The organism is Microbacter sp. GSS18, assembly GCA_029319145.1.
Classification (GTDB): domain Bacteria; phylum Actinomycetota; class Actinomycetes; order Actinomycetales; family Microbacteriaceae; genus Microbacterium.
This window is the reverse complement of sequence record CP119753.1, coordinates 189,027-203,717: the sequence shown is the minus strand read 5'-3', so window position 1 is coordinate 203,717 and position 14,691 is coordinate 189,027. Positions and strand designations below refer to the sequence as shown.

7 protein-coding genes are annotated in these 14,691 nt (G+C 65.2%); 6 read left to right on the top strand and 1 reads right to left on the bottom strand.

What is annotated here, in order from left to right; translation table 11 throughout:
- Positions 1 to 141 precede the first annotated feature (141 nt).
- Both P0L94_00895 and P0L94_00890 read left to right on the top strand, forming a co-directional pair.
- Entirely contained in the window at positions 142 to 603 is a 462-nt protein-coding gene (locus tag P0L94_00895; protein ID WES64641.1) for a hypothetical protein, read from the top strand.
- A 135-nt stretch (positions 604 to 738) separates the two neighbouring features.
- On the top strand, positions 739 to 2,292 hold the full coding sequence (locus P0L94_00890) for a hypothetical protein (protein WES64640.1): 1,554 nt from the start codon (positions 739 to 741) through the stop codon (positions 2,290 to 2,292).
- Between the two features lie 23 nt (positions 2,293 to 2,315).
- Here P0L94_00890 and P0L94_00885 read toward each other — a convergent pair whose 3' ends face one another.
- On the bottom strand, positions 2,316 to 2,636 hold the full coding sequence (locus tag P0L94_00885) for a GIY-YIG nuclease family protein (protein WES64639.1): 321 nt from the start codon (positions 2,634 to 2,636) through the stop codon (positions 2,316 to 2,318).
- A gap of 259 nt (positions 2,637 to 2,895) precedes the next feature.
- Here P0L94_00885 and P0L94_00880 point away from each other — a divergent pair, with 259 nt between their 5' ends.
- From P0L94_00880 to P0L94_00865, 4 genes are all read left to right on the top strand, one after another.
- Positions 2,896 to 6,195 carry a hypothetical protein gene (locus P0L94_00880; GenBank protein WES64638.1) on the top strand — a complete coding sequence of 1,100 codons (3,300 nt, stop codon included), beginning with the start codon at positions 2,896 to 2,898 and terminating at the stop codon, positions 6,193 to 6,195.
- Complete coding sequence (locus P0L94_00875) at positions 6,192 to 11,174, top strand: DEAD/DEAH box helicase (protein WES64637.1); 4,983 nt, start codon at positions 6,192 to 6,194, stop codon at positions 11,172 to 11,174. The genes P0L94_00880 and P0L94_00875 overlap by 4 nt, the downstream gene beginning before the upstream one ends.
- A gap of 94 nt (positions 11,175 to 11,268) precedes the next feature.
- Complete coding sequence (locus tag P0L94_00870) at positions 11,269 to 13,524, top strand: 3'-5' exonuclease (protein ID WES64636.1); 2,256 nt, start codon at positions 11,269 to 11,271, stop codon at positions 13,522 to 13,524.
- On the top strand, positions 13,472 to 14,680 hold the full coding sequence (locus tag P0L94_00865) for a DNA cytosine methyltransferase (GenBank protein ID WES64635.1): 1,209 nt from the start codon (positions 13,472 to 13,474) through the stop codon (positions 14,678 to 14,680). The genes P0L94_00870 and P0L94_00865 overlap by 53 nt, the downstream gene beginning before the upstream one ends.
- The last annotated feature ends 11 nt before the right edge of the window (positions 14,681 to 14,691 follow it).

The window sequence follows — 14,691 nt, the reverse complement described above, 5'->3', positions numbered from 1 at the left end:
TTCGACATAACTGCCGACCGCGCTAGAAGGCCAGCCTATCCGCGCCGCCAGCAATCGATGACGCGGGCCGGGGCCTGCGATCGGAACCCTCGTGCGTTGACGACAAGCATCGCTGTCGGGTCCTGGCGCTAGAGTCCGACTATGGTCACCGAAGATCGTGAAACGCTGCCCGTGGATCCCAAGCGCTTCACGTTGCGCGCAGAAGACCTCCGGAAGCGTGCGATCGAGGTGCGCAACGGTCTCGAGCACTTGACTCTCGCCGAGCAGCGGGAGAGCGGGGCGAGCCTCTCGAGCTCGTGGAACTCACTTCTCGACCATTGCCTTCGAGCTGAGCTCAACATCAAGACCCTGAGACACCTGGACACTGTTCAGCGCACGATCGAGAAGACACTCGCTGCAGTATTCCGCTCGCTCGGCGAGCCACTGCCACCGCCCCGCCCGCGTCTCGCGCCCAGCGCAACGCCCGCAGCGAAGGAGAAGCTCGGCTCCAACCTGCGCGCAACTCGACGCGCGACCGGCCGGCCTTCGCCCGCGCAGGCGCCGCCCAAGCTGAACGGGCCAATGAGCGACAACTACTACATGAATCCACTCGACTCGAAGTAGTGCGCCGAGCCTCGGAGTGAACGCCGTGCGCCTTTACCCGGTGATCCCTGGACGACCGCACCCACGTTGCCGGAAGATCTCAGAAGCGCCAGCTCGACCCTCGTTCGACTGAAGTCATCCGATAGAAGTGAGGACATGGGCACACGATTGATTGTCGGTCGCCGAGTAGGCGCGCCGCACCGGCTCGCCCTGTACCGGGTGAGCAACGGCAACATTCTGCGCCGCGATGGCGCGTACTGGGTTGACCCCGCCCGATTCGCCGCCACATCCTCCGCATGGTACGACGTAAGGCCTGACCGGGAAGCGGACGTCATGCAGGTCATCGGAGCCCGTCGTCTCTCGGCACTCGACTTCCTCAACTACTTCACACCGTCGACCGCTGGCCTCGGCGCCCCGCTCGAAGTCGCAGCTGTGTCCGAAGTGCGAGAGGTGGAGTGGAGCGATTGGCTGACCGAGCCTCCGCTGACGCGCCGGGCAACCCATCTCCTGGCCATGAGGGAGCCGGCGGTCGAGATCGTCCCCGGATGGTTCGTCGGCAATGCGGAGAAGGCATTCTCAGACGTCGCAATGCTCGACACGCGAAACTGGCTGAGGACACCTCCCTACTTCGGGCAGGCCGTGGTTGAAATCGATCCCGCCATGCTCGGCGATGCCCTAAGCAAGTACGATGCAGCGTCGGTCGACGACCACCTGCCGGCGACGATCGACATTCCGGGAGGCACGCTTGCCCGGCGCGCAATCGAGATCCATCCCGACGCCGCAACCGAAACCTGGGGTTGGAGACTTGCCACCGCTATCGCGATGTCACCGCGAGCGATCCGACCCCGGGTGCGAGTGGTCGAGTCGAGCCATACGCATCCATCAGACGAAGACGAGGACACCGCCGCCCTCACTGCCGGTCTTGACGCACCACAGGTCGTCGTCGTCCAGTTGATCGGAGAAACCGACGCGAGCCAGCCCGACGACGAAAATCAGCCCGCAAGCTACGAACAATCGACTCGCTTCGTGTCTGTCGGCGTCGAACCGGGCGCGTACACCCGTGACGACTCCCACCCCACCTCTTGGGTAAGCGAGCTCCGACGCAGCGGGTTCGAAGCCGCGGCGAGTGTGATCAACGAAAGCATCCTGTACAGCGACTTCGAAGTTGCTGGCCGTGTAGTCGACCGCATGCAAGTGCTCGGTTGGGACGACGTCTACTCCGCCGAGGAACTAGCGCGCCAGGCGGACGAGTACCGGATCACACTCGAAGTGACAGTGGACCCGAACTCGATGGTGGACGCAGCTTCGGCCGCGCTCGCGGATGCAGTAAGCCGAACTCCGATGCCCCGAAGGCAGATGGTCGCCAACGACTGGGATGCAGCGTGGGAGGAAGCACTGATGATGTGCGACCCGGACACCGAGGAGCTTCTATCCTCGCTGAGCGTGAGGGGACTGCCAGCGCCATCTCTGGCTTACCCGGTTGACGCTTCCAAGTGGGAGCTGGAGGCTGCCTGGCCGGCGCATCGCGTCGCGATCGTCAGTTTTCGTAGTGCCGAGCGGGACGACTGGCTCGCAGCGGAGGGCTGGTGGGTCGTGGGCCCTCAGCCGGCTCACCTGCTCGAGACGGACGCGCAACAGTTGGTAGTGCGACTGAGCGGCCCCCCTCACGAACGGCCGAGTCCCCCGCACGAAGTTGCGCAGCGAGGCTAGCGGGCCGCCGCGACAGGGATCCATCAATCCTCCATGAACGCCCGCCCTTGGCCGCCGTACACGCGATACCCCGCGTCACGGAGTTCGTCGGCGGTCCGTTGCTCCCATTCGAGGGCCTCGTCCCGCGACGAGAATGGTTGGCCCGGCGGGGCGAGCTCCGCGCGCAGCATGCGCCCGCGTCGAGTGACGACGCGCGCCGCCGTGCGCGCACCGGAGAGGTGTTTGGCGAACCTCTCCTCTGGGGTGAGCGCAGTCTCCCCCACGTAGACCACGCCCACATGCTGGGACTCCCATGGCTCAGGAGCGAGCTCGATGACGTACACCCAGTGGTCCTGTTCGGTCACGCAGCCTCGCTATCTGCCAGCGCCAGTCGCCATGCCACCACTACCGCGGCCCGAGTTCGGATTCAAGGGGCCATTCACTCAGCTATCGCCCCAACGAGACGCTGCGCCCACCGCACAAGATGTGCGAGACCCCCGATACGGTGCTGATGGGGAATCCCGACGAGCGCCAAGGACACCGATGTCCGACGCCTTCGATAGCCTGTAGGGCTTTGCGCGAAGCGAGGGCAAGGCGTGACTGGGGATGGAAAGCGCACGAGACATGGACGTCGAAGAATTCAGGGCACAAGATCGAGAGTGGCGGCGACGGCTTCAGGGCCTGTCGCTCGTAGCAGAAGCGAATGTCGACGCTGAGGATTCCATCGCCGCTCTGAGCACGCTATTCGAGCGCGTGCGGCGCATGGAGTCAGGAAAGCAGCGAGTCCAGCTCCTGAAGCGCTACGCCGCAACCACTCTCGTAGGTCTGGCTGGTGTCGCTTCGGTCAAGTACGAAGAGGGGACGTTCTGGCCCCGGATCTCGGACGTTGCCGAATGGGAGATCACGCAGCCGTGGCAGGCGTTGCTGTCGAACACCTTCCGCTACGGGCTCGACCTTCTCGGCCTTTCACGTTTCGATACGCCGCTGCGCAATCTCGGAGAGATCCTCATGCACGCGGGCATCCCCGTGGCGAGCGTGGGCAGCTTTCTCCGAGCGCTGCAGAAGAAGGACACGGGCACCTATGACCTGTCGGGATCGGACCTGTGCGCCTGGGCATCCTCGCTTACTCGCTCGAATGCCGCGGCCAAAGGTCTGGATGCACCGACCTGGCGGTTCCTGGCGAACGGAGGCGACGTCTCTGCAGACCTCGTAGACCGCTTCCTGGCAGTCCTCGATGCGAGTCAGGGCTCTTCATCAGTCGATGAACTCCCCCTCGAAGCGTTGCCCACTCACCTCGGTGACGAAGTGAAGAGGCTCTTGCTCACAGGCGACGTGGGCCGCGCACCCGGGCGCCGCCGAAGCAGGGAAGCTCGGCTGATTCCACGGCTCATCTACGCGGACGGGGAGCTTCAGATCGATCTGCCAGCGTTCGAGCGACGACTCGGGGCTGACGTGACCTGGCAGATCACCGCCGCCGGGGAGTCGAAACTGCGGCGAGTTCGGGCTCCCTGGCCCGGCGACATCGCCACACCCAATCGGGAAGCCGTTCAGCGCCCTGCGACGAAAGTGGTCGTTGCGCTGCAAGGGCGAGAACTCGAGTGGGCCATTCCCGTGGTCGACACGACGAGCCCGCTGCTCGTCTTCGACGCGAATAGCGGAGAGGCCCTCGCGTCGGGTAGTCAGCTGCCCAAGGGGCGCGCTTGGGTGGCGTTCCCCAACGAATCGGACCGAGACATCTCCGATGCGCTCGAGCACGCCGGAGAACTCACGATTGTCGAGCACGTCGATGCGCCGTACGGCTGGGACGGATGGTCGTTCGCGCTGGTCGACCTGAGCAAGACGCACAAGTTGCGGCCTCGATCAGATGGCGACTTCCGTTGGCGCTACGTCTCCTCGCTCACTCGACCGACCCTCGAAGACGTGCCGACTCTGTCCCACCTTCGCGCGGCATCGGGCAGGTTCATTCTCAGCGAGCGCCCTCGCATCGTGCTTCCGGCAGCGCGAGCGGACTCCGAGATCGGCGTTGCATCGACGCTCTGGACGATCAGCGTGACGAACTCCGAGGGCGAAGTCCTCAACACGGTTCACCACGAATCCGCGCTCGAACCGGTGGCGATCGACCCATGGCCCGACGAGGCGGGAACGCTGGTCGGCGAGTTCCAACTCCGCGCGCAGGGGCCACTGGGCCGTGGCGCGACACACGACATCGCCATCGCTGAGGGCGTCTCGACATCATCGACGACGGGTTTCCGATGGTTCTCATCCCACTCCGGGCTGGATGACTGTGCTGTCCGCATCGAATCGTCGGGCCACGTCGACACAGTCGTACTCGATGGTGCGACGCGGGGTACCTCGGTCACGATTCCGGATTCGCTCGGCGCACCCGCTCTCAGCGCCGCCACCGACATCGACTTCATGTGGGTGGCAACGGCCACCGGCACCCAGACGACGAAGCCCGGGATCGGTCCCGCACAGCTCGAAACCGAGAGCCTTCCCGACAGTCTCATCCGTTTGAACACCGTGCCCCGCCTGCAAGGGACGATCACAGTGGCCGCTGGCGGGGCGGACGTTCAGGTGATCCCAGCGGACGCGAACGCGACGGGGATCGCCCTCGTGAACCTTGCGACCATCGCCGACACCGCCGAGCGCCACGGCGCGGTGACTCTCCGGTACGACGCAGCTGATCGCTCCACTGCTGTCGCCGTCATCCGCCCGCGCCAGCTGATCGCGAATCTGTTCGTCGAGGACGGTCAGCTCCACGTCGCCAAGAACGGTGAATCGGTTCCGCTCGACCTCGGTGTCTATCTCGACTTCGCGCCCTGGCGAACGCCCGAGGCCCTGCACATTCCTGCAGACTCCGACATGGTCGCTGCACCGAGATCGCTTCGCGGAAGAGGGCCAGCAGTCGTCGTCGCACGGGTCGATGATCCGTGGACTTCCGACGAGTGGCCCCAGATGCCGCCGAAGGCCGATGGGAACCTGCACCACCTCGAGCTTCCCGTCGAAGACCTCGAGACGTTGGACGACGCGTTCCTGGCATGGGTCGGAGGCGAGCTCCCGCTCCCGTCCCTGCCCGAGGCCGTCCCCTTCGCCATCGAGATCTACGGATCACTCCGACGAAGCCGCACTCCCCGTCCACGCTACGAGCTGTTCTCCGACATCGCCCAGCTCACCATCGACCATGGCGACACCTTTCTCGATGCTGTGCGAGCGAGCTCCTGGTCGCGATCCACGCACGGTCGGCTCATCGCCGAGGGGTGGGCGGCGACCGCAGCGGCCGGCGACCTTCCTGTCGACAGCACGACGTGGACCCTCTCGCCGTTCCTCGGCGTCGTCGAATCGATGGGACGGTGGCGCAGCGAACGCGACGAACTCGCCGATCAGGTCGAGGCGACGCTGGGGGCGTCGGCACGAACCATCCTCGAGGATGGGCGGGATGAGCATGCATCCGTGGGCGCATTCCGCCACGAAGCGGAAATCCTCTCCGACTGGCCGGCAGAGCGGATCGATGCCGTATGGCGGGCAGCCGCGCCGGTCCCCGGGGCGCTCCTCAACGGCGATCAGCGGATGCTGCATGCGAGAGAACTCTTCGATAGCAGGATCTCACCGCGCACACGCGACATCGCGCGAACGTCGCACGGTGTACTTCGACGGACCCATGCGGTCCTCCAGGACACGCTCGGCGATCGCGTCCGCGGCCCGATCGGCGCGAGAAGCGGGAGCGATGGCTGGCCATCGCTCCCGTGCCTCAGCATCTCGATCGCGCTCCTGGCCCGGCTCGCTGCCCGCGGCTACGAATCCGCCATCGAAGCGTTCGGCAAGTACCGGTCGGGCTTCGCGGATATGGCCGAAGCTGCACCCAGCTTCATCGAGCAGGACCTCGTGCTCGCTGAGCTCTGGATGACTCGTTGGGAGAACGAATGACCACCATCGATCCGATCGCCGTCAGCACTGCGCTGACCGACGCCTACCGCCGGTATCTGGGCAGCCTGATTACGCCCAACGAACCGGCGATCGCCGACGCGCTCAGCAGCGAGATCAACCGAATGGCTCGGTCCAAGCAAGGTCTCGCCAAGGGTCCCTACCTCGAACTCACCCCTGCATACGAACAGGCCGCGACTGCTCGTCAGCTGATCGATCAGGGCGAACTCGATCCAGCATTCGCGCGACTCGAATTTGCGCATTTCTCGTTGGATCGTCCGTGGTACTCCCATCAGGTCCAGGCGCTCGCTCAGATTCGTCGCGGACGCAATGCAGTAGTCGCGACCGGAACCGGCTCCGGAAAGACGGAGAGCTTCCTCCTGCCGATCCTCGATCGCCTCCTCCGTGATCTCCCAGCGGGCGAAGCGACTCCGGGAGTTCGAGCACTCTTGCTCTATCCGATGAACGCGCTCGCGAACGACCAGCTCAAGCGTCTGCGCCAGGTGCTCGCTGCAACACCCGAGATCACCTTCGGTCGCTACACCGGTGAGACTCTCGAGAGGCGAGAAGACGCCGAGGCGAAGTTCCAGCAGCAGCACCCGAACGATGAGTTTCTTCCGAACGAGCTGATGAGCCGCGAGGAGATGCGCGCGCATCCACCGCACCTTCTCCTCACGAACTACGCCATGCTCGAGTATCTGCTGCTGCGGCCTGAAGACAGCGAGTTGTTCGGCGAGCCCGGCGCGAACACCTGGCAGTTCGTTGTCGTCGACGAAGCTCATGTCTACGACGGAGCGAACGGCGCTGAGATCGGCTATCTCCTGCGCCGCCTCCGCGAGCGCGTCGCGCCCCACCGACAGTTCCAGGCGATAGCCACGAGCGCCACAGTCGGCACCGACCTCGAACGCGCAGCGACATTCGCCTCCGATCTCTTCGGCGCTCAGTTCAGCGCGCACGAAGGCGACATCATCACAGCCACCCACAAGCAGCTCTTTCGCAGCCCTGCGTGGGGCGAGTTCCCCGCTGCCGCACTCGAACCGGGCCAAACGGTCGAGGGTCTCGAAGCGGCGGCACGCGCCGCAGGGGCAACCGGCGACTCGGGCTTCGACCTGTTCACCGGTGAGAAGACGATCCGCAAGTTGCATGAGCTCGGACGGGCGAAGCCGCGCACCGTGGACGAAGTCCTCGAGCGGTTGGGTCGCCCCGATCTGGCACGCGACCAGCTCACTACCCTGGTCGACCTCGCCGCCAAGGCACACGATATCGACGGAACGCCGGCCCTCTCAGGCAAGTATCATCTCTTCGCCCGCGCGACCGAAGGTGCGTTCACCTGCCTCTCGCCGAGCGGTCCTCATCTGTCACTCGCTCGCCGCGAGCAATGCGACTGCGGCTGGTGCGTGTTCGAGATCGCCGCATGCCGCCGTTGCGGCGGCGTGCACCTCGTCGGCTCGGAGCAGATCATCGATGGCCGGCGCGTCTTCCTCCCGAAGGAGTCGATGGCTGGGGCCAACGTCTGGTTGTGCTTGTCCAAGGCCGACGACAGCGACATCGATGAAGACGATGCGGTCCTTGAAGAGGCCCTCGCGACCGATGACGCCACGACGATCGGACTTTGTGCTCGATGCGGCACCGTCGCCACGAACCCTCGTGGAACTTGCTCGAACGCTGCCTGCGGCGCCAACCTGATTCCCGTTTCACGCAAGGTCCGCGACTCCCTTGCGCGCTGCATGCAGTGCGGCGGATCGAGTCCGCGCATCATCCGCCGGTTCGAGAGCGGAAACGATGCTTCCGTCAGCGTCCTCACCACTGCGCTGTACCAAGCGATGCCGCCAACAGAGGGTCGAGGAGCGCACTTGCCAGGCCAGGCACGCAAGCTCCTCGTGTTCAGTGACAGTCGCCAGCAGGCGGCCTTCTTCGCTCCCTACCTGGAACAGTCCTACGAGCGGCTCATGCAGAGGCGCATGCTCTTCCGAGCCATCGCCGGGGCCCAGTTCGAGGACGAGGCCGCCGCATCGACGGACATCGCCGCGACTGCTCGCAAGATCGCAACCAGGTCGGGCTACTTCCCGGACGCGATGACCGCGCTCAAGCGCCAGACCGAGGCCGAAACGTGGGTGCAGGCCGAGATCGTCACCATCGACGATCGGCAATCTCTGGAGGGAGTCGGCCTCGTCAAGTGGCGGATGCGCGAGCCGCGGGTCTCGACGTCCCTCCGACCCCTCCACGCCATGGGATTCACCGAGCGCGAGGCGCTCGATCTCGTCCAAGCTCTCGTCAGGACCGTGCGTCTTCAGGGCGCCGTCGCACCGCTCGAGAACGTCGATGTGAAGGATCCGATCTTCGAGCCGCGGCTCGGCCCTATCTATGTGCGGAGGAATGGCTCAGACCCGAAGCGGAAGGTGATCAGCTGGACTCCGACAGCGACCGGGGCGACGACGCGAAAGAACACACGCTCCGACTTCCTCACCCGGGTGCTGGCGAAAGCGGGAGCCGAGGGGGCGGTCTCTGACACGTTGGACGGAATTTGGGGACTTCTCGCGAACCCGAACGGAGAGTTCGGGCACTGGCTGGTGCACCCGAACGCGGGAAGCCTCGGAGCCGTCGCGCAGCTGAACCCCGAATCCATCGAGGCAGTGGTCCTCACCGACGAGGATCCCCTCTGGCGATGCGACACCTGCGGAACGATCGCGAACATCAACATCCGCGACGTCTGCCCCCGCTATCGCTGTGTCGGCACTCTGAGCACGTGGGCAGGTCGCGAAAAGGCAGCGGACCATGGGCACTACGGTCACCTGTACCGAACACTCGAGCCGATTCCCCTGGCGGCGAGTGAACACACCGCGCAATGGACGAGCGAGGAAGCCGCCCGCATCCAGCAGGAGTTCATCGACGGGAAGGTGAACGTACTGTCCTGCTCGACGACATTCGAGCTCGGCGTGGACGTCGGTGAACTGCAGTCGGTGGTTCTTCGCAACGTTCCGCCGACCGTATCGAACTACATTCAGCGAGCAGGTCGAGCTGGACGTCGCAGCGACAGCGCGGCGCTCGTCATGACATACGCGCAGAGGCGTTCACACGACCTCACCGTGTTCGGCGACCCGGCGAAGCAGATTGCCGGCTCCGTGCGAACGCCGGTGGTGCCGACGCGCAACCCTCGGCTGGCTGAGAGGCACTTCTTCTCGGTCGCGCTCGCAGGATTCTGGCGCGACGAGGCTCGACTGCACGACAGAAGGTACCGGTACGCCGTCGACTTCTTCGGCGGAGAGGGTGAGGGACCGACCGCCGCAGAACGGGTCGCTCCGTGGCTTCGATCTCGGCGTGACGAGCTTCAAGAGTCGATTCGTCGCCTTGTCTCCGGGACAGGGCTCACCTCCGACGACTGGGCATGGGATGGCTGGGCGGAACACCTCATGGCCCTCCTCGAAGACGTCCAACGGGGCTACCGCGAGGAAGCCTCCGTGTACCGCGAGCTCATGGACGAGGCATACGCCGCGAAGAAGGGCTCGAAGGGCGACTATTTCGGCCGCGTTCTGAAGACGCTCGAGCGGCGGAATCTCCTCGGGTTCCTCGCGAACCGCAATCTGATCCCGAAGTACGGCTTCCCTGTCGATACCGTCGAGATGAAGATCCCCGGTGGCGTCGCCGGCGCAACGCAACTCGACCTCGCACGCGATCTCTCGCAGGCGATCTTCGAATACGCACCCGGTGCAAGGGTCGTGGCCGGCGGCAAGATCTGGAAGTCAGCGGGCATCGCCCGCCAACGAGAGCGGGAGAACCCGCCCGTGTACTACCGGGTCTGCAAGCAGTGCGACTCGTACGAGGAATCCGCGGCCGAGGACCACGGCCCCTGCAAGACCTGCGGCGACGCTCCCACCGGCGCCCCGCACAAGTACATCGAACCGCGCTTCGGCTTCCTTGCCTCGAGCGAGACCGAGCGTACGGGTGACGCCGCACCTCGAGCGAGCTGGCGTGGCCAGACGCGAATCGCCAAGGACGGCGCCGTCGCGGACTCCGACACGATCGCAACGCCTCACGGAGAAATCGCGTTCCAGGTCATGGAGCGCGCCTCGATGGTGCGGATCAACGCGGGAAGCACAGATCGCGGCTTCAAAGTATGCAACTTCTGCGGGTTCAGCGTCGCCGGATACGAGGAGTGGCCGTCGAGCCACAACGATCCGCTCAAGTCGAAGTACTGCAGCGGTGGCTCGTCGACCTTCTCGCTTGCACACAAGTACGAGACCGACGTGCTCCGGGTGATCTTCCCTCAAGCTTGGAGCGGCGCTGACCCGCAATCCACCGCGCAATCGGTTCTCTACGCGGTGCTGCAAGCCGCTGCGAGCGTCCTCCAGATCGCCGCAACCAACATCGACGGTGCGGTGTCGAGCTACCACACCGCAGCGCCGACGATCGACATCGTCGACACCGTGCCCGGCGGCGCGGGCTATGCACGCATCATCGCCGAGGCTCTTCCGGCCGTGCTGCGAGGAGCACTGCAGTTGGCTCGCGAGTGCGAGTGCGGACCCGAAACGAGCTGCTACATGTGCTTGCGGTCGTTCACGAATCAGCGCGTACACGACCAACTCTCGCGGGGCGCCGCCGCGGACTTCCTGGCCGGCCTTCTGCTGGACCGTGGCGCAACTTCCACCATCGTGGCCGACCCCGGCTCCGAGCCGCGCTCGACGCAAGCGACCCCCGGCGACGAATGGGATGAAGCGAGCCTTCTCGCCGATCCCCGCATCGGCAGTCTGCTCGCGAAGCTCGAAGAGGTCGGAGCGCCGGCGCCGGTGGTCGGACTGGAAGTCGGTCCCGGTGGGTGGCCCGTCGAGTGCGGGTGGCCTGTGGAGAAGCGGGCGATCGTCATCGACGAGGACGCCGCGCGTGCCGACTGGCTCGAAGCCGATGGCTGGCGCGTGGTCGCTGCCCATGGAGGCTTCGACGAGGACGAAGCCGTAGCGATTCTCACTGAATCGGGTGACCTGTGACAGCAGGATGGAACGGAATCGCAACTCACATGTCAGCACCCTCACTCGTGTCAGCGCCCCGGGTAGCCTGTACCCGGAACCTCGGAGAACGTGCATGCCCAACATCGTGATGACGAAGCTGAAGAATCAGCCGAAGGACAAGACGGTCCGACTGAAGATCTTCGACTTCTTGGAGAAGCTCGCCGAGGACGACTCCACGTACGGCCTCCGCGTCAAGAAGATGAATCAGGCAGTCGATCCCCGCGCGCGCACGGCCCGGATCGACAAGAGTTGGCGCGCCGTGCTCTATCTCCTGGAAGACAAGCACCTGGAGCGCACCTGGGTGTTCGCCGGCGCATGGGAGCACGACGTCGCCATCGAGCGTGCTCGCACTCTCAAAGTCAACCTCAACGAGGTCAACGGTGCCGTCGAACTCATCGCAGAGACGATGCCCACCGACTCGCCACCGTCGGCCGGTGTCGCAGTGCCGACCACGAACGCTCCGAAGTCACTGAGCTTCCTCGAACAGTTCAACTACTCCATGTCGAACCTCGTCGAAGAGCTGGGTTTCGCACAGTCGATCGCGCAGCAGCTTCTGAATGCGACGACTGAGGACGAGATCCTCACCCTCGCTGAGGGGTTCGAAAACGCATGGGAGCAGGATGCGGCGATCAGCCTCGCTGCGGGCGCGTCGATCGGCGATATTCAAGACGAGCTCCGCCTGCAGGCACCCGCCGACGATGTCGATGCCAGCGAGGACGAGAAGATCCTTCGAGCTCTCGAGAGCGACGTGTCGAAGATGCAGTTCACGTTCGTGGACGACAACGAGGAACTGCGGAAGATCATCGAGGACGGCGACTTCGCGGCGTGGCGCGTATTCCTCCACCCGGAGCAGGCCCGGTACGCATCGGGCGACTATGCGGGCCCGTTCCGGCTGAGCGGAGGTGCAGGGACAGGCAAGACCGTTGTGCTCCTTCACCGAGCCCGACAGCTCATGGCGCAGAATCCGGAGGCCCGGGTCGTCCTCACGACCTACACGCGGGCCCTCGCCGAGAACCTCAAGCGAGATCTCCTCGTTCTGGAGCCCGACATCCGCATCGCCTCCGGGCTTGGTGCCCCCGGAGTGCTGATCCGGGGCGTCGACCAACTGGGTGCAGCGGTCCGTCAGAAGGCCGGTCCGGCATTCGGACAAGCCGCGGCGATCATCCTCGGAGAGGCTCGCGGCGGCGTCGGGCAGATCTACGGCAACCGTGACGGCTGGTCGGCAGCCGTTGGCGCGGCATCAGCTCTCCCCGCCGAAGTGGTCACTGACACGTTCCTGGAAGCTGAATACCTTCACGTCGTTCTGCCCGCACGCGTCACGTCGCGCGAGGAGTACTTCGCAATTCGCCGGCCAGGGCGGGGTATTGCGCTCGATCGGAAGAAGCGCGACGCGGTGTGGTCGATCATCGAGCGCTATCGGGAGAACGCGCGATCGACGTCATCGCTGTGCTACGCCGAAGTCGCCGAGATCGGCGCGGCATGGCTCGACCTGTACGGCGATGATGCCGGTGTCGTCGCCGATCACGTGCTGATCGACGAGGGACAGGATCTCTCGCCTTCGCAGTGGGCACTGTTGCGTGCGCTCGCGCGTCCCGGACGGAACGACATGTTCATCGCAGAAGATGCGCACCAGCGCATCTACGGGCATCCAGTCGTTCTCGCACGTTGCGGCATCGCCATCGTCGGGCGATCCCGTCGCCTGACGCTCAACTATCGCACCACGGCCGAGAACCTCGCATTCGCCGTCCGTTCGCTTGAGGAAGCGGAGTTCATCGATGCCGAAGGCGGCACCGCGGACGTCGCCGGCTACCACTCGGCGCGTCGCGGACCGACCCCAGTCGTCCTCGGCACGGTGAACGAGCAGGAGCAACTCGCTCGTGTCGGCGATCTCATCGAGAGCTGGGTCGGCGACGATACCGTCGATGCCGGAACGATCGCCGTTCTCGCACGCACGAACGATCGCGCGCTTGCCGTTCGCGACGCGCTCGTCGGTCGAGGGATCCCCGCGAATCACGTGAAGAGCGCACAGTCGTCGAGCGATCGCGTGCTGACGCTGACGATGCACACGGCGAAGGGCATGGAGTTCAGTCGCGTCGTTCTCTACGACATCAGCGACGGCGTGGTCCCCAGCAAATGGATGCTCGACAACGCGGCCCCCGAGGAGCGCGAAGACGTCATGCTCCAGGAACGATCGCTGCTCTATGTCGCCGCCAGCCGCGCGCGAGACGCGCTTGCTGTTACCTGGAGAGGATCCCCCAGCCCCCTCCTACACGCGGATGCCCGAGACCATGCCTCATCGGACCAGGAGTATTCCGTTGCCTCAGCCTGATCACCCGCTGCGAGCACGGACGCGCCCGGCGTTCGACGAGGGCGCCGGAGCGACGCGGATCGTCGACCTGTTCGCTGGTTGCGGCGGCATTACCCTCGGTTTCGCTCAAGCGTGTCACGCGGCCGGTCGATCTCTGCAGATCGCGCTCGCGGTGGACTTCGAGCCTCTCGCGACCCGCGTCTACCAGCAGAACTTCCCTTCCACCGAGCGCGTCGAGACAGCTCCTGTCGAGGCGTACTTCGACGGCGAGCTCGGCGACGAGCCCACGTTCGTGGAACAGCGCACCGCCGCATCGGTCTCGACAGTCGATGTCCTGGTCGGCGGGCCACCGTGCCAGGGCCATAGCAACCTGAACAACCACACCCGTCGGGTCGATGAGAAGAACGCCCTGTACCTGCGAATGGTACGAGCGGCGGAGATACTCCGCCCGCGCCTCGTCTTGATCGAGAACGTGCCCTCCGTGCTGCGCGATCGCCACAACGGCGTCGGAGTCGTGGAGAGGGCCGTCGAGCACCTCGGGCGAATCGGCTACCGAATCGAGCACCGTGTCGTCGCCCTTGCTCGATTGGGCGTGGCTCAGACGCGACAGCGACACCTCATGCTGGCAACTGCTCCGAATGAGCCGGCGCCCGGGGATCTCTTCGATGCGATCGAGGCTTCGGCGACCTCGCACGACCTGCGGTGGGCGATCGGGGATCTGACGGATACGACGTCAACCTCGATGCTGGACCGCCAACCGCAGGCTTCACCGACGAACGTCGAGCGGATGCAGTACCTGCTCGACAACGACATCTACGACCTCCCGAATGCGCAGCGCCCGACGTGCCAGCAGGGATCCCACTCATACAAGTCGATGTACGGCCGCCTGCGATGGGACCAGCCGGCGCAGACGATCACCAGCGGCTTCGGCAGCATCGGTCAGGGGCGCTACATGCACCCGGACCGCACCCGCGCTCTCACGGCGCACGAAGCGGCGCGCATCCAGGGCTTCCCCGACTACTTCGATTTCACTGCGTGTCCCACGCGGAACGCCCTGGCGACGATGATCGGCAACGCCGTCCCCCCGCAGCTCGGCGCTGCGGTACTCACCGCCTTCCTGACGAGCGCGGCGCGGTCGGATGCGGCGCGAGGCACGGACGAGTTCCGATCAGCTTGACGTGTCGGACG

What these genes read in the sequence shown, in the direction of transcription:
- P0L94_00895 (WES64641.1), top strand. Translation starts at nt 142, where the DNA reads ATGGTCACCGAAGATCGTGAAACGCTGCCCGTGGATCCCAAGCGCTTC.
- P0L94_00890 (WES64640.1), top strand. Translation starts at nt 739, where the DNA reads ATGGGCACACGATTGATTGTCGGTCGCCGAGTAGGCGCGCCGCACCGG.
- P0L94_00880 (WES64638.1), top strand. Translation starts at nt 2,896, where the DNA reads ATGGACGTCGAAGAATTCAGGGCACAAGATCGAGAGTGGCGGCGACGG.
- P0L94_00875 (WES64637.1), top strand. Translation starts at nt 6,192, where the DNA reads ATGACCACCATCGATCCGATCGCCGTCAGCACTGCGCTGACCGACGCC.
- P0L94_00870 (WES64636.1), top strand. Translation starts at nt 11,269, where the DNA reads ATGCCCAACATCGTGATGACGAAGCTGAAGAATCAGCCGAAGGACAAG.
- P0L94_00865 (WES64635.1), top strand. Translation starts at nt 13,472, where the DNA reads ATGCCCGAGACCATGCCTCATCGGACCAGGAGTATTCCGTTGCCTCAG.